We start from the raw sequence: 18,540 nt of genomic DNA, 5'->3' as shown, positions 1-18,540 counted from the left end.
GACATGAAAACGAAAACGACCCTCAAGACGCTCGCCCTCCTCGTCGCGCTGTGCGCGGGCGCCCACGCGTATGCCGCCGGCGCGATCACCGCGCAGAACGCCTGGGTGCGCTGGCTGCCGAACAAGCTGCCCGCCGGCGGCTACGTGACGCTCGTGAACACGAGCGACAAGCCGGTCAATCTCGTCGACGTCGACAGCCCCGACTACGGGATGGCGATGCTGCACCAGACCGTCTCGAACGGCTCGACGCAGAAAATGGAAATGGTCGACAAGCTGACGATCCCCGCGCGCGGCAAGGTCGACATCGCGCCGGGCGGCTACCACTTCATGCTCGAGGAGCCGAAGCACGCGATCAAGCCGGGCGACACCGTGCACCTGCGCCTGAAGTTCTCCGACGGCGAAACGGTCGATGCGCCGTTCGCCGTGAAATCGCCGGCCCAGGCGAAGTGATGCGCGCGCGATGAACCTCCTGTACTGGCTCGATCCGTGGGAACCGTCGCCCACCGTGGTGATCGCGGTGCTGACCGCCGCCGTGCTGTTCGCACGCGGCGTGAAGAAGGCGAAGGTGTCGCCGCTGCGGCAGTTCTCGTTCTGGTTCGGGCTGACGGCGCTCTACATCGCGCTGCATACGCGGCTCGACTATTTCTTCGAGCACGAGTTCTTCCTGCACCGCGCGCAGCATCTGGTGCTGCACCACCTCGGGCCGTTCTTCATTGCGCTGTCGTATCCGGGCGCGGCGATGCGCGCGGGCATTCCATTCCGCTGGCGGCAGCGCTTCGTGCGCCCCGCGCTCGCGTGGGCGCCCGTGCGCGCGACGCTCGACGTGGTGTTCCATCCCGTCGTCGCGGTCGTGCTGTTCGTCGGGCTGATCTATTTCTGGCTGCTGTCGCCGATTCACTTCATCGCGATGCTCGACTGGCGTCTCTATCGCGTGATGAACTGGAGCATGGTGATCGACGGGCTGCTGTTCTGGTGGCTCGTCGTCGATCCGCGTCCCGCGCCGCCCGCGCGGTTGTCGCCGGGCCGCCGGATCCTGATCGTCGTCGCGGCGATTCCGCCGCAGATCGCGCTCGGCGCGCTGATCTTCTTCACGCCGCACGAGCTGTATCCGATCTATTCGATCTGCGGCCGTGCGTTCACATGGCTGAGCCCGCTGCGTGACCAGCAGATCGGCGGCCTGCTGCTGTGGATTCCCGGCTCGATGATGAGCGTGATCGGCGCGCTGATCGCGCTGCGCCACTGGCTGCGGCTGTCCGCGCGCGGCCGCCTGATCGATGAACGGGCCGCGGCACAGCGCGCAGCCCGGCCGCCGGTCGCGCACGCCGCGCACTGACTGCCGCGCGGCGCGGCGCATCGCATTACGCGCGTGCGCTGCTCATCCACACGTGCGGGATGCCGTCCTCGTCGTGCACGTCCGAACTCGGCGCGAAGCCGAATGCGCCATAAAAACGCTGCAAGTGGGCCTGCGCATGCAGGCTCACCGGCGTATCCGGCCACTGCGCACGGATATGCTCGAGCGCGCGCGACAGCAGCCCGTTGCCGAGACCTGCGCCGCGAAACGCGGCGGTCGTCAGCACGCGGCCGATGCGCACGTCGGTGTGCTGCGCATCGGGCAGCAGCACGCGCAGATAGCCGGCCAGGCGGCCTGCCGGATCGAAGGCGGCCAGGTGCCATGCGGCCTGATCCGCATCGTCGATGTCGCGATACACGCAGTTCTGCTCGACGACGAATACCGCGCTGCGCGCTTCGAGGATCGAGTAGACTTCGCGCGCCGTCAGCGCGTCGAAGGACTTCCAGCGCCAGTCGAGATCGGCGGCGCTCGGGGATGCAGCGGATGCGTTCATGGTCGGTCCTGATTCGGGCGCGCCGGCCGGCGCGCGGCAATCGACGATTATGCCTCGAAGCGCACCCGCCGCGCGACCGACTGCCCGCGCACAAAAAAGGCCCCGCATTGCGCGGGGCCTGTCCGTCACGCCGGCATCTGGCCGAAGCGGCCGCTGTTGAAGTCCTCGATCGCGGTACGGATCTCCGCTTGCGAGTTCATCACGAACGGCCCGTAACCGACGACGGGTTCGTCGATCGGTTCGCCGCTCAGGATCAGCAGCTTCGCGTCGCCGTTCGCTTCGATCTCGACATCGCTGCCGTCGCGGCCGAGTTGCACGAACTGCGCTTCGCGGGCGACCGTCTCGCCGTTCACCTGCACGGTGCCGCTCAGCACGACCACCGCGAGCGTACGCCCTTCGGCGACCGGGAACCGCGCATGGCCGCCGGCCACGAGCCGCACGTCCCACACGTCGATCGGCGTATGCGTGCGGGCCGGCCCACGCCGCCCGTCGAACTCACCCGCGATAATCCGCGCACGCCCCGCGCCGTCCGGCAGCTCGACCACGGGGATGTCGGCGTTCAGCAGCGTCTGGTAGCCGGGCGCGCCCATCTTGTCCGCGGCGGGCAGGTTCACCCACAGCTGCACCATCTCGAGCGGGCCGCCCCGCTGCGTGAACCCTTCCGAGTGGAATTCCTCGTGCAGGATCCCGCTCGCGGCCGTCATCCACTGCACGTCACCCGGGCCGATCACGCCGCCCGCGCCGGTCGAGTCGCGGTGCGCGACCTCGCCGTCATAGACGATCGTCACCGTCTCGAACCCGCGGTGCGGATGCTGGCCGACACCGCGCGGTGCCGAGGCCGAGCCCGGCTCGAACGTGGTCGGGCCGGCGTAATCGAGCAGCAGGAACGGGCTCAGGTGCGCGCCGTGGGACTGGTAGCTGAACATCGAACGCACCGGGAAACCGTCGCCGACCCAATGGCCGCGCGGCGCACTGTACACACCCTGGATCTTCTTCATTGCCTTCTCCGAATTGCGGCGAAACACGTGTTTCGCATCCTGGGTAGAAATATAGTGATGGAACGATCGATCCGGTAGACTGCCAAAATCGCACGCAGCGTTCCATTTCATGAACGATAAAGCGCGGGATCTGAACGATCTCTATTACTTTGTACAGGTCGTCGAACACGGCGGCTTCGCACCGGCCGGACGGGCGCTGGACATGCCGAAATCGAAGCTGAGCCGCCGCATCGCGCTGCTCGAGGCGCGGCTCGGGATGCGGCTGATCCAGCGCTCGACGCGCCGCTTCACGGTCACCGACGTCGGCCAGACCTATTACGCGCATTGCCGCGCGATGCTCGTCGAGGCCGATGCCGCCGACGAGGCGATCGCGCTGCTGCACGAGGAGCCACGCGGCATCGTGCGCGTCAGTTGCCCGATCGTGCTGCTCGATTCGCTGGTCGGCACGATGATCGCCGCGTTCATGGTCGCATGCCCGCGCGTCGAGATTCATCTGGAAGCGACCAACCGGCGCGTCGACGTGGTCGGCGAAGGGATCGACGTCGCGATCCGTGTACGCCCGCCGCCGCTCGAAGACAGCGATCTCGCGCTGCGCGTGCTGGCCGAGCGCGGCCAGTGCCTCGTCGCAAGCCCGGCGCTGCTGCGCGAGCACGGCGCCCCGGCCGTTCCCGCCGATCTCGCGCGCCTGCCGAGCCTCGACCACGGCGCCCCGCAGTCCGCGCACGTGTGGCGGCTGCGCGGGCCCGACGGCGCTCACGCGGAAATTCATCACCAGCCGCGCTTCGTGACGGGCGGCATGCTCGCGCTGCGCGCGGCGGCCGTCGCGGGCGTCGGCATCGTGCAGTTGCCGACGATGATGGTGCGCGATGAGGTCGCGCGCGGCGAGCTGGTGACCGTGCTGCCCGACTGGGCGCCACGCCGAGAAATCGTGCATGCGGTGTTCGCATCGCGCCGGGGATTGCTGCCCGCGGTGCGCGCCCTGCTCGATTTTCTCGCGGAGCGGTTTGCCGAACTCGAACCCGATTGAGCGCGCCGCTTCACGCGTGGCCAGGCGCTGCAAACCCTGCGCGCGTGCCGTAGACTGCGGTACGCGCATCGCGCATTCCACAACCCTGATCGCTTTCCCGCCATGTTCACGCTGTCCAACGACCCCAACGCCTCCAAGGCCGATCAATACGCGACGCTCGTCGAGCAGGCACGCGCGCTCGTCGAGTCCGAACGCGACCTGACCGCGAACGCGGCCAACTTCTCCGCGCTGGTCTACCACTCGCTCGACCGTCTCAACTGGGCCGGCTTCTACTTCTTCGACGGGACGGAACTCGTGGTCGGGCCGTTCCAGGGCAAGCCCGCCTGCGTGCGGATCGCGCTCGGCAAGGGCGTGTGCGGCACGGCCGCACAGACGCGCGAGACGCAGGTTGTGCGCGACGTGCATGACTTCCCCGGCCATATCGCGTGCGATGCCGCATCGGAATCGGAAATCGTCGTGCCGCTGGTGGCCGCCGACGGCACGCTGATCGGCGTGTGGGACGTCGACAGCCCGGTCGCCGCGCGCTTCGACGACGAAGACCGCAAGGGGATGGAAGCGCTGTGCCGCGTGTTCGTTGAATCCGCGTGGCAGAAGGCACGCGGTTGAGCCGCGGCCGGGCCGCGCTCCGCCACCAAGCAACTGGTCGCCGCATTCACGCGTAAATCGCGCGCGCCGCGCAACCTCGAACGAAAACGAAACGGGCCCCGCAAAGGGGCCCGTTCCACTGTGCCACCGCACCACCGTTCGTGGCGCACTGCAGATATCAGGCGGCGTGCGTGCCCGACAACACCGGGAACGCCTGAGGCTTCGCGTCCTCGGTCAGCACCTCGAAGCCCGTTTCCGTCACGACGACCATGTGCTCCCATTGGGCCGACAGCGAATGGTCCTTCGTGACCACCGTCCAGCCGTCCGCCAGCATGCGCGTGTCGCGCTTGCCCGCGTTGAGCATCGGCTCGATCGTGAAAATCATCCCCGGCCGGAGCGGCACGCCGGTGCCCGGGCGGCCGTAGTGCAGCACCTGCGGCTCATCGTGATAGACATCGCCGATGCCGTGCCCGCAGTATTCGCGAACCACGCTGAATCCTTCGCGATGCGCGACCTGCTGGATCGCGTAGCCGACGTCGCCGAGCGTCGCGCCCGGACGCACCGCGCGGATGCCCGCGTGCATCGCCTCATAGGTCGTCGCGACGAGGCGCCGCGCGAGTTCGTTCGGTTCGCCGACGAAATACATGCGGCTCGTATCGCCGAACCAGCCATCCTTGATCACCGCGATGTCGAGGTTCACGATGTCGCCGTCGCGCAGCGGCCGCGACGTCGGAATGCCGTGGCACACCACGTGATTGACCGATGCGCACACGGTTTTCGGATAGCCGTGATAGCCGATGTTGGCCGGGATCGCGCCGAGCACGTCGACGATGTAGTTGCGGCAGAGCACGTCCAGCTCGTCGGTGGTGACACCCGGCTTCACGTGCTCGGTGATCATCGTCAGCACCTGCGACGCGAGCTTCGCGGCTTCACGAGACTTGGCGATTTCCGCGGCGCCGCGGATCGGGATTTCTCGTTTCGCCATTACGCCACCTGCTCGATACCGTGCTCGACCGGTTCCGCCGGCCCCGTCTCGCCGCCCCGTGCTTCGGCCTCGATCAGCATCCGGCAGATGTCGCCGTAAGACAGCGCCGGATTGAGTTCCGCCAGCATCCCGACGCGGAGCCAGTGCTCGGCCTGCGCATTGATCGAGCGGCTCAGCGCCGTGCTGGTCGAGCGCAGCCGCTCGTGCATGTGCTCGGAAATCTTGATGATGCCCATATATCCCCAATTAAACGAAACGTAGTCGATTCGTATATTACGCCGCGTACGACTGCCGAGCAAGCCGTTCGAATTCCATCGAGCCATCGGCCAGCCACCATCCATCCCGTTGACAGCAAATTCCAGTTTGCTGGAAAATAAATCCATCATGAAAGAATCAGCGACCGCCGTTGCCGACGACACCGGCATCAACGAACGCATCGCCCGGCGCGTACGCGACCTGCGCACCGAGCGAGGCTACACGCTCGATGCGCTGGCCGCGCGCTCCGGCGTCAGCCGTTCGATGATCTCGCTCATCGAACGCGCATCGGCCAGCCCGACGGCGGTCGTGCTCGACAAGCTCGCGGCCGGGCTCGGCGTGTCGCTGGCCGGGCTGTTCGGCGGCGATCAGGACGACACGCCCGCGCAGCCGCTGGCCCGCCGCGCGCAGCAGGCCGAATGGCGAGATCCGGCGTCCGGCTACGTGCGGCGCAACCTCTCCCCGGCCGGCTGGCCGTCACCGATCCAGCTCGTCGAGGTGGATTTCCCGCCCGGTGCACGCGTCGCGTACGACAGTGGCGGGCGCGAAAGCGCGCTGCATCAGCAGGTGTGGGTCATCAGCGGCCGCGTCGACGTCACGTTCGGCGATGCGCTGCACGAACTTCACGAAGGCGACTGCCTGGCCATGCGGCTCGACCAGCCGCTGATTTTCAGCAATCCGTCGTCGCAGGCCGCGCGCTATGTCGTCGTGATCTGCGATGCGTCTGCCGCCGCCGGCGTGCGGAATCCCTGACGAACGCGTCGCCGCAATGGCCGCGCGCGCCCTATCTATTGCCCACAGGAGCCGGTATGAATTCCCCGAAACAGCGCGACGACGTGCGCCTGATCGATTGCAGCGAGGCCGAGCATGCGCCGGCCATCCTCGAGATCCTGAACGACGCGATCGCGAACTCGACCGCGCTGTACGACTACAAGCCGCGTCCGCCGGAAGCGATGGTCGCGTGGTTCGCGGCGAAGCGCGCGGGCGGCTTCCCGGTCATCGGCGCGGTCGATGCGTCGGGCACGCTGCTGGGCTTTGCCAGCTGGGGCACGTTCCGCGCGTTTCCCGCCTTCAAGTACACGGTCGAACACAGTGTGTACGTGCATCGCGACCAGCGCGGCCGCGGGCTGGGCGAGGTGCTGCTGCGCGAAGTGGTCCGGCGCGCGCGCGAAGCGCAGGTGCACGTTGTGGTCGGCTGCATCGATGCGACCAATGCGGGAAGCATCGCACTGCATACGAAACTGGGCTTCGTGCACTCGGGCACGATCACGCAGGCCGGCTTCAAATTCGGCCGCTGGCTCGATGCGGCGTTCTATCAGCTGACGCTCGACACGCCGGCGCAGCCGGTGGATGGTTGATCGCCAGCAGGCCGTCGCATGCGCCATGCACGACGGCCGCAAGCGATGCAGAAAAAAGAAAAGCCCCGCCGAAGCGGGGCTTTATCTGGAGGCGCGAGCCGGAGTCGAACCGGCCTAAACGGCTTTGCAGGCCGCTGCATAACCGCTTTGCTATCGCGCCAAAAGCGGACTGTGCGAATGCCGTGAGGCAAGCGACAGATTTTTTATTCGAGGACTGAAAGTCCATCAAATAAAAAGGGAAGCGTGGCTTCCCCATTACTTGGAGCGGGAGACGAGTCTCGAACTCGCGACCTCAACCTTGGCAAGGTTGCGCTCTACCAACTGAGCTACTCCCGCATTGTCCTGCATCTGCAGCGCTTCGCCGACCAACACGCTGCCAGAAAAATCTGGAGCGGGAGACGAGTCTCGAACTCGCGACCTCAACCTTGGCAAGGTTGCGCTCTACCAACTGAGCTACTCCCGCATGTGTCCTGCATCTGCAGCGCTTTGCCGACCAACACGCTGCCAGAAAAAATCTGGAGCGGGAGACGAGTCTCGAACTCGCGACCTCAACCTTGGCAAGGTTGCGCTCTACCAACTGAGCTACTCCCGCGTATTGCTGCGCTACGGCTTCCCCGTCACACACTTACTTCGTCGTGCAGCGGAGAAGCGAGATTATGTCGAAGGCACATTCGTGTGTCAAGGGCTTTTCCAGCCCTTTTTACAAAAACCTGCTCGACCGGACGCATCACGCGCCGCCGCGCTCGCGAATCTGCGGCCATGCGAGCTTCATGTAGTACAGCATCGACCAGATCGTCAGCACCGCGGCGAGATACATCAGCCATTCGCCCCACACGCGCGTGTCGATCGTCGCGACGCCGAGCGGCAGCGGACCGTAGAACAGCAGCATCGGAATCGCGACCATCTGGCAGGCGGTCTTGAACTTGCCGAGCTGGTTCACCGCGACGCTCTTCGACGCACCGATCTGCGCCATCCACTCGCGCAGCGCCGAAATCGCGATCTCGCGGCCGACGATCACGAGTGCGATTGCCGCGTCGACCCGCGAAATCTGCACGAGGATCAGCAGCGCGGCCGTCACCATCAGCTTGTCCGCCACCGGATCGAGAAATGCGCCGAACGACGACGTCTGGTTCCACTTGCGGGCCAGGTAGCCGTCGAACCAGTCGGTCAGCGCCGCAAGAATGAAGATCGCCGCCGCCGCGAGATTGCGGTGCGCGCCGCCCATCACCGTGTCCGGCAGATAGAACACGCCGACGACGAGCGGAATCAGCACGATCCGTACCCACGTCAGGAAAATCGGGAAATTGAACGGCATGGCATGCGGGACAGTAAAGGATTCGCAATTGTGCCGTGTCGACCGGCCTGCCACAAGAACGGCGGCCGGCCGCACGGCCGCGTCAGTGAAGCTGCTTGTAGATCTGCTCGGCGAGCGCGTGCGAGATGCCCTCGACGCTCGCGAGTTCCTCGACGCTCGCGGCAACCACGCCGCGCAACCCGCCGAACCGCGCGAGCAGCCGCTGCCGGCGCTTCGCGCCGACGCCCTCGAGTTCCTCGAGCCGCGATGTCTGGCGCGCCTTCGCCCGCTTGGCACGCATGCCGGTGATCGCGAAGCGGTGCGCCTCGTCGCGGATCTGCGCGACGAGCATGAGCGCGGCGCTTTCCTTGCCGAGTTCGAGCGGCGTGCGGCCGTCCGCGAACACGAGCGTCTCGAGGCCGACCTTGCGCCCCTCGCCTTTCGAGACGCCGACCAGCATCGACGTGTCGAGACCGAGCTCGGTGAACACCTGGCGCGCGATTTCGACCTGACCCTTGCCGCCGTCGATCAGCACGATGTTCGGCAGCAGGCTCGACGCCTCGGCCTGGCGCGTCGACTCGCCGTCGATGCCGGCCGCATCGTCGGCGGCAGCCGCCTGCGCGGCCTGCTCGACCATCTTCTCGTAGCGGCGCGTGAGCACCTGCCGCATCGCCGCGTAGTCGTCGCCCGGCGTGATCCCGGTGATGTTGTAGCGGCGGTATTCGCCCGACTGCATCTTGTGATGGTGATAGACCACGCACGACGCCTGCGTTGCCTCGCCCATCGTGTGGCTGATGTCGAAGCATTCGATCCGCAGCGTCGCGAGATCGTCGCATTCGTAGCTGAGCGTCTCCGCGAGCGCACGCGTGCGCGCCTGCTGCGAGCCCTGCTCGGACAGCAACCGCATGAGCGCGATCCGCGCATTCTGCTCGGCCATCGACAGCCACGCGCGCCGCTGCCCCTGCGGCTGCCGCACCAGCGACACCTTGTGGCCGGCCTGTTCGGACAGCAGCTCGAGCAGGTCGCGGCTCGCGGGCGCATGGCTCACGACCAGCACCGGCGGCACGCGGTTGCCGAGATAGTGCTGCGCGATGAACGCGTCGAGCACCTCGGCCTCGACCGACGCCGCCGCGTCACCGCGCGTGCGGCCAGGTTCTTCCGCGGGCAGGTCGGGCAATACATCGGCGGACGCATCGGCGGCCTCCGCCAGTTCGGACTCGTCGCCGATCCCGCCCTCGGCGAGCGTCAGCGCGCTTTCGACGTGCGTCGGGAAATACGCCTTGTCGCCGAGATGCCGGCCGCCGCGCACCATGGCGAGGTTCACGCACACGCGCCCGCCTTGCGCGACGACGGCCAGGATGTCGACGTCGCTGTCGCTGCCGACCTCGATCGCCTGCTGGTGCAGCACCGTCGCGAGCGAGCTCATCTGGTTGCGCACGGCCGCCGCCTGCTCGAATTTCAGTTCGGCCGCGAACGCGTGCATCTTCTGCTCGAGCTCCTTCATCACTTCGGACTGCCGGCCGAGCAGGAAACGCGCGGCGTTCGATACGTCGATCGCGTAATCCTCGTCGGAGATCGCGCCGACGCACGGCGCCGTGCAGCGCCCGATCTGGTGCAGCAGGCACGGCCGCGTGCGGTTGTTGAAGACCGAATCCTCGCAGGTGCGCAGCTGGAACACGCGCTGCAGGATCTGGATGCTCTCGCGCACGGCCCAGGCGCTCGGGAAGGGCCCGAAGTACTGGTTCTGCTTGTCGACCGAGCCGCGGTAGTAGGCCATTCGCGGAAAACGGTGCGCGGTGAGCTTCAGGTACGGATACGACTTGTCGTCGCGAAACAGGATGTTGTAGCGTGGCGCGAGCGCCTTGATCAGGTTGTTCTCGAGCAGCAGCGCCTCGGCCTCCGAGCGCGTGACGGTCGTCTCGATGCGCGCGATGCGCGTGACCATCATCGCGATGCGCGGCGACAACTGCGTCTTCGTGAAATAGCTCGATACGCGCTTCTTCAGGTCGCGCGCCTTGCCGACATAGAGCACGGCGCCCGCCGTATCGTAGTAGCGATAGACGCCCGGCATGTGCGGCAACTGCGCAAGGATCTTCTTCGGTTCGAACGGGGTATCGGAAGCTTCAGGGGATGTCATGCGTGATCCGGGCGCCTTGTAACGCGGGACGGGTCTATTAGAATCGCCAGTTTAGAGCATTCACCGGCCCGCTTCGATGCCCCGCACCACCGCTGCCCCCCTGCCCGCCGCGTCGCTCGCGCCGGGCGAACCGATCGCCTGCGACCTCTTCTGCACGGTGATCGACAATTTCGGCGACATCGGCGTCTGCTGGCGCGTCGCGCGCCAGCTCGCGCACGAGCACGGCTGGCAGGTTCGCCTGTTCGTCGACGACCTGCGCACGTTCGCGCGCCTGCTGCCCGGGGTCGATCCCGACGCGGGGCGGCAGACGGTCGACGCGATCGTGATCGAGCACTGGCATGCGGAAGCCGGCGACGCGCTGGAGATCGCCGATGTCGTGATCGAAGCGTTCGCGTGCGAGCTGCCCGGCGCGTATCTCGCGGCGATGGCGCGGCGCGCGCGTCGCCCCGTGTGGATCAACCTCGAATACCTGAGCGCCGAGGACTGGGTCGCCGATTTCCATCTGCGGCCGTCGCCGCATCCGCGCTACCCGCTGCTGAAGACGTTTTTCTTCCCCGGCCTGTCGGCCGGCACCGGCGGCGTCCTGAAGGAGCACGACCTCGATGCGCGCCGCACGGCCTTCGAAGCCGACGCGGCAGCGCGCGACGCCTGGTGGCAGCGCGCGACCGGCGGCGCGCCGCCGGCCCCCGGTACGACGGTCGTCAGCCTGTTCGCGTACGAGAATCCGGCCGTCGACACGCTGCTCGCGCAGTGGCGCGACGGCCCGACACCGGTCGTCGCACTCGTGCCGGCCGGCCGCGTGTCGCCTGCCGTCGCGCGTTTTTTCGGGGTCGAGTCGTTCGGCGCGGGCACCCATGCGCGCAGCGGCAACCTGACTGCCCACGGGCTCGCGTTCGTCCCCCAGGCCGACTACGATCCGTCGCTGTGGGTGGCCGACGTCAATTTCGTGCGCGGCGAGGATTCGTTCGTCCGGGCGCAGTGGGCCCGCAAGCCGTTCGTGTGGCACATCTACCCGCAGGCCGACGACGTCCACCTGCCGAAGCTCGACGCCGCGCTCGCGCACCTGTCGGCCGGCCTCGCCGACGCGCCGCGCGCGGCGCTCGAACGGTTCTGGCATGCATGGAACGGCGTCGGCACGCCCGACTGGGCCGATTTCTGGCAGCACCGCGCCGCACTGGACGCCAACGCGATCCGCTGGGCCGATGCGCTCGCGGCCGTCGGCGATCTCGCCGGAAAGCTGGCGGAATACGCAAAATCTCAGTTAAAATAAGCGGTTATCCGACGGCTGACCAGGCAAGCGCTCGCTTTTGGCGTCCACCGGAACGCACCGCTTGCGCCGTCAGCCGTTGCGCAACGCTCAGGCACCTATTTATTTGATTTGATCAGGACAGTTTTTTATGAAAACCGCACAGGAACTCCGCGTAGGCAACGTCGTGCAGATCGGCAGCGACGCATGGGTCATCGCCAAGGCTGAATACAACAAGTCGGGCCGTAACTCCGCCGTCGTCAAGATGAAGATGAAGAACCTGCTGACGAACGCAGGCCAGGAAGCGGTCTACAAGGCTGACGACAAGTTCGACGTCGTCGTGCTCGACCGCAAGGAAGTGACGTACTCGTACTTCGCCGATCCGATGTACGTGTTCATGGACGCCGACTACAACCAGTTCGAAGTCGAAGCGGAAATGATGGGCGAAGCGCTGAACTACCTCGAAGACGGCATGGCTTGCGAAGTCGTGTTCTACAACGAGAAGGCAATCTCGGTCGAACTGCCGACGGTCCTGGTTCGCGAGATCACCTACACGGAACCGGCAGTCAAGGGTGACACGTCGTCGGGCAAGGTGCTGAAGAACGCCAAGCTCGCAACGGGCTTCGAACTGCAAGTGCCGCTGTTCTGCAACACCGGCGACAAGATCGAAATCGATACGCGTACGAACGAATACCGCAGCCGCGCGTAATCGCCAGCGATACCCGCATCGAACAAAGCGCCCTTCGGGGCGCTTTTTGTTTGTCCGGCGCCAACAACCGGGCGAGAGTCAGGCTCATGTAAAGCACAAAAGCCACCGGTAAAGATATTCAATTTGTATCATCGGTAACTGTTTTATAGCGCCGGAGAAATATTGCTCGTGACGCGTTCAGCGGGGCATAAAATCAGTTTTTAATCTGACATGCGGCTGCGGCCACGATGGCCGACAGCCCGCCTCACTTGACTCGACTTGCGTCCACCATGCCACACGCCCTGATTGTCGAAGACGATCCCAACAGTCTGTCCGGCCTCACCGCGCTGCTCGCCGCGGACGGCTTCTCGGTCGACACGGCCACGTCGCTCGCAGAAGCGCGCACGGCGCTCGGCCGCTCGATTCCCGATGTCGTTCTGGTCGACCTGAACCTGCCGGACGGCAGCGGGTTCGACCTGCTCCAGCACCTGCCGCAGCAACAGCCGAACGGCTCGCTGCCCGTCATCGTGCTGACCGGCAATGCGACGGTCGAGAGCGCCATCGAGGGGCTGCGTCACGGCATCTGGGACTACCTGCTGAAGCCGATCAACATCCCGCGCCTGCGCAGCCTGCTCGCGCGGATCCCGCGTCCGTACGAACTGATCGACGAAGTGCAGTCGTTGCGCGCGTCGCTGCGCCATCTCGGCCGCTTCGGCGCGCTGGTCGGCCGCAGCGACGCGATGCAGCACGTGTACGACATGATCGAGCACAACGCGCGCACCGAAACGGCGGTGCTGTTCTCGGGCGAAGCCGGTACCGGCAAGAAGCTGGCCGCGCGCACGCTGCACGACCTGAGCCGGCGCCGCAAGGGGCCGTTCGTATCGTTCGACTGCCGGACGATCGCACAGGCCGGCCGGCACGGTGCGTCGCTCGACAGCGTGCTGTTCGGCCATGAACGCGGTGCGTTCGATGGCGCCGAGCGCCGCGAATCGGGCCTGTTCGAACAAGCCGGCGGCGGCACGCTGTTCCTCGACGAAATCACCGCACTGCCGCTCGTGCTGCAGGAAGCCCTGCTGCATGCGCTCGATTCGCAGAACTTCATGCGGATCGGCGGCACGAGCTCGATCACGAGCGATTTCCGGCTGATCGCGACCACGCGCCGCCCGGCGCGCGAAGCGGTCGCGAACGGCACGCTGCGCGAGGATCTGTGGCTGCGCCTCGATGCGGCATCGATCACGATGCCGCCGCTGCGCGATCGCGACGGCGATGCGCTCGCGATCGCGGATGCGCTGATCGACGAACTGAATCGCGACGCGCGCGCAACCGGCCGCAGCACGACCGACAAGCGCACGGCGCCGGGCTTCGTCCGTGAATGCCTGTCCTACGAATGGCCGGGCAACGTGCGCGAGCTGCAGGAGCGCGTGCGCTTCGCGTACGACGCATCGGGCGATTTCATCGAGACGCTGCGCGCGGGCGAGCCGAGCTTCTCGGCCGGCGCCGCACTGAACGGCAGCAGCGTGCAGATCAAGGTCGGCACGCCACTGTCCGACGTCGAGGATCTGCTGATCCGCGCGACGCTCGACGCCGTCGGCGGCACGCGCCACCGTGCGGCAACGCTGCTCGGCATCAGTCCGAAGACGCTGTACAACAAGCTGCAGCGGATGAAGGTGAACTGAGCAGGCGGCGATGCTCGAGGGCACTGGCAGGGTTTGACCGTTAGTTGCACCGAAGCACACTGCGTCGACCTGCCTGACTCCCGAAGCTGCCGGGTTTGCACCGGCAGCAGCCCATAAAAAAGCCGCGCGATTGCGCGGCTTTCTGTTTTGGTAACCGGAACGGCGCGGATCGCACCATCCCCTCCCCGCTCAGGCCAGTACGCTGTTCAACAGCGCCTGCGCCTTCAGATACTCGGGCTGCGCGATCAGCTTGTCCCACTTGAGCGCCTTGCCGCGCCCACGCATCCGCTTGATGCGTCGCACCGACTCGTCCGTGGCCCGCGCTTTCAGGCCGTTCAACACGACCTCGGCTGCGTCCGGCTGGTTGCAGACGAGCACCATGTCGCAACCGGCCGCGAGTGCGGCGTCGGCCGCCTGCGTGAGCGTGCCGCCTTCGCGCGCGGCTTCCATCGACAGGTCGTCGCTGAAGATCGCGCCCGTGAAGCCGAGCCGTCCGCGCAGAATGTCCTGCAGCCACACGCGCGAGAAACCGGCCGGCCGCTTGTCGACCTGCGTGTAGATCACGTGCGCGGGAATCACCGCGGACAGCGACAAACCGAGCCAGTCGTACGGTGCGACGTCCTGCTTGAGGATCGCGTCGAGCGTACGGTCGTCGGTCGGCAGCGCGACGTGCGAGTCGGCCTCCGCGAAGCCGTGCCCTGGGAAATGCTTGCCGCAGTTCGCCATCCCGGCGAGCGACAACCCGTGGTTCAGGCTCTTCGCGAGCAGCGTAACGACGCGCGGATCACGATGGAACGCGCGATCGCCGATCACTTTCGAGTGCCCGTAGTCGAGGTCGAGCACGGGTGTGAAGCTCATGTCGATCCCGCATGCACGCAATTCGGCGGCCAGGATGTAGCCGACGGCCGTGGCGACCTTCGTCGCGAGCAGCACGTCGCGATCCCACAGCTCGCCCAGGCGGCGCATCGCGGGCAGCACCGTGAAGCCGTCGGTGCGGAAACGCTGCACGCGCCCGCCTTCGTGATCGACGGCGATCAGGATGTCTTCGCGCACCGCGCGGATCGAGTCGGTCAACGCGGTCAGTTGCGCGCGATTCTGGAAGTGCCGCGCGAACAGGATCACGCCGCCGGTATTCGGATGCGCGAGGCGCCGCGCATCGTCGCGCGACAGGGCCGTGCCGACGACGTCGAGCATGACCGGGCCGGGAGTCGTTTTCATCGAATCGGATAATCCGTCAGGAGGAGGTTCGGGAAACAGGTGCAGGCGCGGCGTCCGTCTCGGCGACCACGAACGACACCGCATAGTCGCGTTCGTCGCTGACCGTCACGCGCGCCGTGATGCCACGGGCGGCAAGCCAGTCGGCCAGCTCGCCCGACGCGACCACGTACGGCTCGCCGCTCGGGTGGTTGAGGGTCTGCAGCGCCCGCCACGTCATCGGCCAGTGCATGCCGAGCCCGATCGCCTTCGAGAACGCTTCCTTCGCGGAAAAGCGCGTCGCGAGGAACGCGATGCCGCGCGCCTCGGAGCGGGCACGGCGAGCACGGAACACGCGCAGTTCGTCGGGGCCCAGCACCTTCTCGGCAAACCGGCCGCCCGTGCGTTCGAGCACGGCCGCGATGCGGCTCACCTGGGCGATGTCGGTACCGATGCCGTAGATCGCCATGTCAGTACGCACCGGTACGACCCGGCCGGGTCGGGTCAGGCATGACGCGCGACACGCTGCGGCATGTCATCTTCAGCGCGCGCCGCCGTGCAGCGCGGCAACGCGTGCGGCGACCATGATCGCCTTCATTTCGCGCACCGCGTTGTCCCAGCCCGCGAAGATCGCATGCGCGACGATCGCGTGGCCGATGTTCAGTTCGACGATGCCGTCGATCGCGGCGATCTGCTGCACGTTCGTGTAGTGCAGGCCGTGGCCGGCATTGACCTTCAGGCCGAGCTGCGCGCCGGCCTGAACGCCCGCGACGATGCGTTCGTATTCGCGCTGCTGTTCGGCTTCGTCGTGCGCTTCGGCGTAACGGCCCGTATGCAACTCGATCACCGGCGCGCCCGCTTCGTGCGCGGCACGGATCTGCGTCTCGTCCGGATCGATGAACAGCGACACGCGCACGCCCACGTCGGCAAGCTGCTTGCACGCCGCACGCACGGCCTCGAAGTGGCCGGCGACATCGAGACCGCCTTCGGTCGTCAGTTCCTCGCGCTTCTCGGGCACGAGGCACGCGTCGTGCGGACGCACTTCGCAGGCGATATCGAGCATCTCGGCCGTCACCGCGCATTCGAGATTCATGCGCGTCTTCAGCAGCGGACGCAGCTTGCGCACATCCGCATCGACGATGTGGCGGCGATCCTCGCGCAGGTGCAGCGTGATCGCATCCGCACCGGCTTCTTCGGCGGCGAGCGCCGCGCGGATCGGATCGGGATAGGTCGTGCCGCGCACATTGCGCAGCGTCGCGACGTGGTCGATGTTGACGCCGAGGTCGATGGCGGTGGGCGTTGTCAGGAAGAAGCTCATAGGTTTTGCAGGTCGATCAGGATCTGACGCGTGGCAAGCGGCGTGCCGCCGAGATAGGTGTTCAGCAGGAAGCGCATCAGCGTCTTGCTTTGCGCAACCGTCTGGGCTCGATGGTAATCGTCCTGCTCCATATCGAGCAACGTCTGTCCGGAGATGACCGGCCAGTGCGACGGGACTTCGTCGTCCGCGTTGCGCACGCCACGCTCGGGATCGAACACGTAGTGACGATCAGGCTCGACCGCGCGGCGCGCGACCGTGCGGTTCAGCGCCATCGCGTAGCCGGTCTCGCGCAGCAGCACGCGCTCGAACGAGCGCAGCACCTGCACCGCGGGTTCGCCGTGCGCGAGGCGCGTGAGGGTCAGCACGTAATGATTGAAGAGCGGCGGCTGGGGATCTTCGCGTGCGCAGAATTTCACGAGCAGCTCGTTCGCGTAGAAGCCGCACAAGAGCCCGTCGCCGCCGAGCGGCAGCATCCCGCCGACCCACTCGGCGCCCGTCAGTGTGCGTACCTCGGATTTGCCCGACCAGGACAGCAGCAGTGGCTGGAAGGTCTGCAGTACGCCGCGCAGCGCGGAGTGCGGGCGCTTCGCGCCCTTCGCGACGAGCGCGAGCCGGCCATGATCACGCGTCAGCACGTCGATGATCAGGCTCGTTTCTCGATAGGGATAACTGTGCAGCACATACGCCGGCTGCTCGGCGACACGGAAATCGGACGTGCGTGACGTCGCGCGCCGCGCCTTGCGCGGCGGTTCAGGCGGTGCCGGCAGCGGCGCGTCGTTCGCACCGGCCGTCACCGCGTCTTCAGTCGACGTCAGCGCGTCATTCGTACCCATAGGCGCGCAGCCCCGCCTCGTTGTCGGCCCAGCCGCTCTTCACCTTCACGAAGGTCTCGAGGTACACGGGGCCGTCGAACAGCTTCTCCATGTCCATCCGCGCTTCAGTGCTGATCTGCTTGAGCTTCTCGCCCTTCTTGCCGATCACCATCGCCTTGTGCGAATCACGCTCGACGAGGATCGTCGCGAAGATGCGCTTCAGGCGCCCTTCCTCCTCGAACTTGTCGATCAGCACGGTGCTGGTGTACGGCAGTTCGTCGCCGGTCCAGCGGAACACCTTCTCGCGCAGGATTTCGGCTGCGAGGAAACGCGAGCTGCGGTCGGTCAGCTCGTCCTCGCCGTAGATTGGCTCGCCTTCCGGCAGGTACGGCTTGATCGTCTCCAGCAGGCGTTTGATGTCTTCCGGTTTCTGCGCCGACAGCGGCACGAGCTCGGTGAATTCGCGCAGTTCGCTCACCTTCTGCATGAACGGGAACAGCGTGGCCTTGTCGTTCACGCGGTCGATCTTGTTCGCGATCAGCAGCGTCGGCATGCCGGGCGGGATCAGGTCGAGCACCTTCTGGTCGTCGGGACCGAAGCGGCCGGCCTCGATCACGAACAGGATCACGTCGACCGACGTGAGCGTCGACGTGACCGCGCGATTCAGCGAACGGTTCAGCGCGGTGCTGTGGCGGGTCTGGAAACCCGGCGTGTCGACGAACACGAATTGCGCGTCGTCGAACGTATTGATGCCGGTGATGCGGTGGCGGGTCGTCTGCGCCTTGCGCGACGTGATGCTGATCTTCTGGCCGACGAGTGCGTTCATCAACGTCGACTTGCCGACGTTCGGGCGGCCCACGATCGCGATCATGCCGCAACGGAAACCGGTAGGAGCGGGAGTGTTCATATCGTTTGGGAGACAGGTTCGGAAACGGCCGCGCGGCGCGCGGCACGATCGATGGGCAATTCAGTGGTCGGCATCGGCCACGCGCGCCTGCGCGGCGGCGAGGCTCGCGCCGCCCGGCGGCGTCTCGGAATCCGGTGCCGCGGCGTCGCGTGTGCGCGCAGCCGCACGCGAAGCGGGGTCGGTACCGGCGGAAGACTTGTCGGCGGACGACGATGC

20 protein-coding genes and 4 tRNA genes are annotated in these 18,540 nt (G+C 66.5%); 9 read left to right on the top strand and 15 right to left on the bottom strand.

Annotated elements, in window-relative coordinates; genetic code table 11:
- The first annotated feature begins 3 nt into the window (after window positions 1–3).
- Both G3N96_RS22410 and G3N96_RS22405 read left to right on the top strand, forming a co-directional pair.
- Window positions 4–450 (top strand): copper chaperone PCu(A)C, encoded by a 447-nt coding sequence (locus tag G3N96_RS22410; RefSeq protein ID WP_206138494.1) that lies wholly within the window; start codon window positions 4–6, stop codon window positions 448–450.
- Between the two features lie 10 nt (window positions 451–460).
- A complete protein-coding gene (locus tag G3N96_RS22405; RefSeq protein ID WP_089439565.1) occupies window positions 461–1,333 on the top strand; it encodes a cytochrome c oxidase assembly protein in 873 nt (290 codons plus the stop codon).
- 25 nt (window positions 1,334–1,358) lie between these two features.
- Here the strand turns inward: G3N96_RS22405 and G3N96_RS22400 are convergent, their stop codons facing one another.
- Both G3N96_RS22400 and G3N96_RS22395 read right to left on the bottom strand, forming a co-directional pair.
- Complete coding sequence (locus G3N96_RS22400) at window positions 1,359–1,844, bottom strand: GNAT family N-acetyltransferase (RefSeq protein WP_089455854.1); 486 nt, start codon at window positions 1,842–1,844, stop codon at window positions 1,359–1,361.
- A gap of 125 nt (window positions 1,845–1,969) precedes the next feature.
- Complete coding sequence (locus tag G3N96_RS22395; protein ID WP_206138493.1) at window positions 1,970–2,842, bottom strand: pirin family protein; 873 nt, start codon at window positions 2,840–2,842, stop codon at window positions 1,970–1,972.
- A 109-nt stretch (window positions 2,843–2,951) separates the two neighbouring features.
- On the opposite strand from G3N96_RS22395, the gene G3N96_RS22390 reads away from it, so the two are divergent.
- The gene (locus G3N96_RS22390) at window positions 2,952–3,869 is read left to right on the top strand and encodes a LysR family transcriptional regulator (RefSeq protein ID WP_069247501.1); all 918 of its coding nucleotides are present in this window, start codon (window positions 2,952–2,954) and stop codon (window positions 3,867–3,869) included.
- A gap of 102 nt (window positions 3,870–3,971) precedes the next feature.
- Window positions 3,972–4,475 (top strand): GAF domain-containing protein, encoded by a 504-nt coding sequence (locus G3N96_RS22385; protein ID WP_011351430.1) that lies wholly within the window; start codon window positions 3,972–3,974, stop codon window positions 4,473–4,475.
- Window positions 4,476–4,632: 157 nt separating this feature from the next.
- Here G3N96_RS22385 and map read toward each other — a convergent pair whose 3' ends face one another.
- Window positions 4,633–5,439: a type I methionyl aminopeptidase gene (gene map / locus G3N96_RS22380; protein ID WP_089455851.1), complete on the bottom strand. Its 807-nt coding sequence runs from the start codon at window positions 5,437–5,439 to the stop codon at window positions 4,633–4,635.
- Complete coding sequence (locus G3N96_RS22375; protein ID WP_039348336.1) at window positions 5,439–5,675, bottom strand: ParD-like family protein; 237 nt, start codon at window positions 5,673–5,675, stop codon at window positions 5,439–5,441. Before G3N96_RS22375 ends, map begins: the two co-directional genes overlap by 1 nt.
- A gap of 148 nt (window positions 5,676–5,823) precedes the next feature.
- On the opposite strand from G3N96_RS22375, the gene G3N96_RS22370 reads away from it, so the two are divergent.
- Window positions 5,824–6,447, top strand: a complete 624-nt coding sequence (locus G3N96_RS22370) for a helix-turn-helix domain-containing protein (RefSeq protein ID WP_206138492.1) — start codon at window positions 5,824–5,826, stop codon at window positions 6,445–6,447.
- Window positions 6,448–6,503: 56 nt separating this feature from the next.
- On the top strand, window positions 6,504–7,052 hold the full coding sequence (locus G3N96_RS22365; RefSeq protein WP_039348343.1) for a GNAT family N-acetyltransferase: 549 nt from the start codon (window positions 6,504–6,506) through the stop codon (window positions 7,050–7,052).
- An 86-nt stretch (window positions 7,053–7,138) separates the two neighbouring features.
- Here G3N96_RS22365 and G3N96_RS22360 read toward each other — a convergent pair.
- The 6 genes from G3N96_RS22360 to uvrC form a co-directional block, all read right to left on the bottom strand.
- Window positions 7,139–7,212, bottom strand: a tRNA-Cys gene (locus tag G3N96_RS22360).
- 100 nt (window positions 7,213–7,312) lie between these two features.
- Window positions 7,313–7,388: transfer RNA gene (locus tag G3N96_RS22355), tRNA-Gly, on the bottom strand.
- Window positions 7,389–7,439: 51 nt separating this feature from the next.
- Window positions 7,440–7,515: transfer RNA gene (locus G3N96_RS22350), tRNA-Gly, on the bottom strand.
- 53 nt (window positions 7,516–7,568) lie between these two features.
- Window positions 7,569–7,644 (bottom strand) — tRNA-Gly (locus G3N96_RS22345).
- Window positions 7,645–7,779: 135 nt separating this feature from the next.
- Complete coding sequence (gene pgsA, locus G3N96_RS22340) at window positions 7,780–8,367, bottom strand: CDP-diacylglycerol--glycerol-3-phosphate 3-phosphatidyltransferase (protein ID WP_011351424.1); 588 nt, start codon at window positions 8,365–8,367, stop codon at window positions 7,780–7,782.
- A gap of 82 nt (window positions 8,368–8,449) precedes the next feature.
- Entirely contained in the window at window positions 8,450–10,483 is a 2,034-nt protein-coding gene (uvrC, locus tag G3N96_RS22335) for an excinuclease ABC subunit UvrC (protein WP_206138491.1), read from the bottom strand.
- A 76-nt stretch (window positions 10,484–10,559) separates the two neighbouring features.
- Between uvrC and earP the strand changes: the two genes are divergently transcribed.
- The 3 genes from earP to G3N96_RS22320 all read left to right on the top strand — a co-directional run bounded on the left by earP (window position 10,560) and on the right by G3N96_RS22320 (window position 14,093).
- A complete protein-coding gene (gene earP / locus G3N96_RS22330; RefSeq protein WP_206138490.1) occupies window positions 10,560–11,753 on the top strand; it encodes an elongation factor P maturation arginine rhamnosyltransferase EarP in 1,194 nt (397 codons plus the stop codon).
- A 127-nt stretch (window positions 11,754–11,880) separates the two neighbouring features.
- Complete coding sequence (gene efp / locus G3N96_RS22325) at window positions 11,881–12,438, top strand: elongation factor P (RefSeq protein ID WP_011351421.1); 558 nt, start codon at window positions 11,881–11,883, stop codon at window positions 12,436–12,438.
- A gap of 269 nt (window positions 12,439–12,707) precedes the next feature.
- Window positions 12,708–14,093 carry a sigma-54 dependent transcriptional regulator gene (locus G3N96_RS22320; protein WP_089494381.1) on the top strand — a complete coding sequence of 462 codons (1,386 nt, stop codon included), beginning with the start codon at window positions 12,708–12,710 and terminating at the stop codon, window positions 14,091–14,093.
- Window positions 14,094–14,282: 189 nt separating this feature from the next.
- On the opposite strand, the gene nagZ is transcribed toward G3N96_RS22320, so the two are convergent.
- The 5 genes from nagZ to era form a co-directional block, all read right to left on the bottom strand.
- On the bottom strand, window positions 14,283–15,311 hold the full coding sequence (nagZ, locus tag G3N96_RS22315; protein WP_206138489.1) for a beta-N-acetylhexosaminidase: 1,029 nt from the start codon (window positions 15,309–15,311) through the stop codon (window positions 14,283–14,285).
- A gap of 16 nt (window positions 15,312–15,327) precedes the next feature.
- Window positions 15,328–15,756 (bottom strand): holo-ACP synthase, encoded by a 429-nt coding sequence (acpS, locus tag G3N96_RS22310; protein WP_206138488.1) that lies wholly within the window; start codon window positions 15,754–15,756, stop codon window positions 15,328–15,330.
- 72 nt (window positions 15,757–15,828) lie between these two features.
- Window positions 15,829–16,605 (bottom strand): pyridoxine 5'-phosphate synthase, encoded by a 777-nt coding sequence (pdxJ, locus tag G3N96_RS22305; RefSeq protein ID WP_046545252.1) that lies wholly within the window; start codon window positions 16,603–16,605, stop codon window positions 15,829–15,831.
- Window positions 16,602–17,438 carry a DNA repair protein RecO gene (gene recO / locus G3N96_RS22300; protein ID WP_206138487.1) on the bottom strand — a complete coding sequence of 279 codons (837 nt, stop codon included), beginning with the start codon at window positions 17,436–17,438 and terminating at the stop codon, window positions 16,602–16,604. The genes pdxJ and recO overlap by 4 nt, the downstream gene beginning before the upstream one ends.
- Window positions 17,425–18,324 (bottom strand): GTPase Era, encoded by a 900-nt coding sequence (gene era / locus G3N96_RS22295; protein ID WP_104012355.1) that lies wholly within the window; start codon window positions 18,322–18,324, stop codon window positions 17,425–17,427. The genes recO and era overlap by 14 nt, the downstream gene beginning before the upstream one ends.
- Window positions 18,325–18,540 lie beyond the last annotated feature (216 nt).

The organism is Burkholderia sp. Se-20373 (genome assembly GCF_017104705.1).
Lineage (GTDB): Bacteria > Pseudomonadota > Gammaproteobacteria > Burkholderiales > Burkholderiaceae > Burkholderia.
Note: the sequence above shows the minus strand (reverse complement) of the source record. Positions and strands in the feature narration are given on the sequence as shown.

Excerpts from the sequence above, each read along its gene's own strand:
- G3N96_RS22405 (WP_089439565.1), top strand. The coding sequence starts at position 461 with ATGAACCTCCTGTACTGGCTCGATCCGTGGGAACCGTCGCCCACCGTG.
- recO (WP_206138487.1), bottom strand. The coding sequence starts at position 17,438 with ATGGGTACGAATGACGCGCTGACGTCGACTGAAGACGCGGTGACGGCC.
- nagZ (WP_206138489.1), bottom strand. The coding sequence starts at position 15,311 with ATGAAAACGACTCCCGGCCCGGTCATGCTCGACGTCGTCGGCACGGCC.
- G3N96_RS22385 (WP_011351430.1), top strand. The coding sequence starts at position 3,972 with ATGTTCACGCTGTCCAACGACCCCAACGCCTCCAAGGCCGATCAATAC.
- pdxJ (WP_046545252.1), bottom strand. The coding sequence starts at position 16,605 with ATGAGCTTCTTCCTGACAACGCCCACCGCCATCGACCTCGGCGTCAAC.
- G3N96_RS22390 (WP_069247501.1), top strand. The coding sequence starts at position 2,952 with ATGAACGATAAAGCGCGGGATCTGAACGATCTCTATTACTTTGTACAG.
- pgsA (WP_011351424.1), bottom strand. The coding sequence starts at position 8,367 with ATGCCGTTCAATTTCCCGATTTTCCTGACGTGGGTACGGATCGTGCTG.
- G3N96_RS22400 (WP_089455854.1), bottom strand. The coding sequence starts at position 1,844 with ATGAACGCATCCGCTGCATCCCCGAGCGCCGCCGATCTCGACTGGCGC.
- map (WP_089455851.1), bottom strand. The coding sequence starts at position 5,439 with ATGGCGAAACGAGAAATCCCGATCCGCGGCGCCGCGGAAATCGCCAAG.
- G3N96_RS22370 (WP_206138492.1), top strand. The coding sequence starts at position 5,824 with ATGAAAGAATCAGCGACCGCCGTTGCCGACGACACCGGCATCAACGAA.
- G3N96_RS22375 (WP_039348336.1), bottom strand. The coding sequence starts at position 5,675 with ATGGGCATCATCAAGATTTCCGAGCACATGCACGAGCGGCTGCGCTCG.
- earP (WP_206138490.1), top strand. The coding sequence starts at position 10,560 with ATGCCCCGCACCACCGCTGCCCCCCTGCCCGCCGCGTCGCTCGCGCCG.
- efp (WP_011351421.1), top strand. The coding sequence starts at position 11,881 with ATGAAAACCGCACAGGAACTCCGCGTAGGCAACGTCGTGCAGATCGGC.
- G3N96_RS22365 (WP_039348343.1), top strand. The coding sequence starts at position 6,504 with ATGAATTCCCCGAAACAGCGCGACGACGTGCGCCTGATCGATTGCAGC.
- G3N96_RS22395 (WP_206138493.1), bottom strand. The coding sequence starts at position 2,842 with ATGAAGAAGATCCAGGGTGTGTACAGTGCGCCGCGCGGCCATTGGGTC.
- era (WP_104012355.1), bottom strand. The coding sequence starts at position 18,324 with ATGAACACTCCCGCTCCTACCGGTTTCCGTTGCGGCATGATCGCGATC.
- acpS (WP_206138488.1), bottom strand. The coding sequence starts at position 15,756 with ATGGCGATCTACGGCATCGGTACCGACATCGCCCAGGTGAGCCGCATC.
- G3N96_RS22410 (WP_206138494.1), top strand. The coding sequence starts at position 4 with ATGAAAACGAAAACGACCCTCAAGACGCTCGCCCTCCTCGTCGCGCTG.
- uvrC (WP_206138491.1), bottom strand. The coding sequence starts at position 10,483 with ATGACATCCCCTGAAGCTTCCGATACCCCGTTCGAACCGAAGAAGATC.
- G3N96_RS22320 (WP_089494381.1), top strand. The coding sequence starts at position 12,708 with ATGCCACACGCCCTGATTGTCGAAGACGATCCCAACAGTCTGTCCGGC.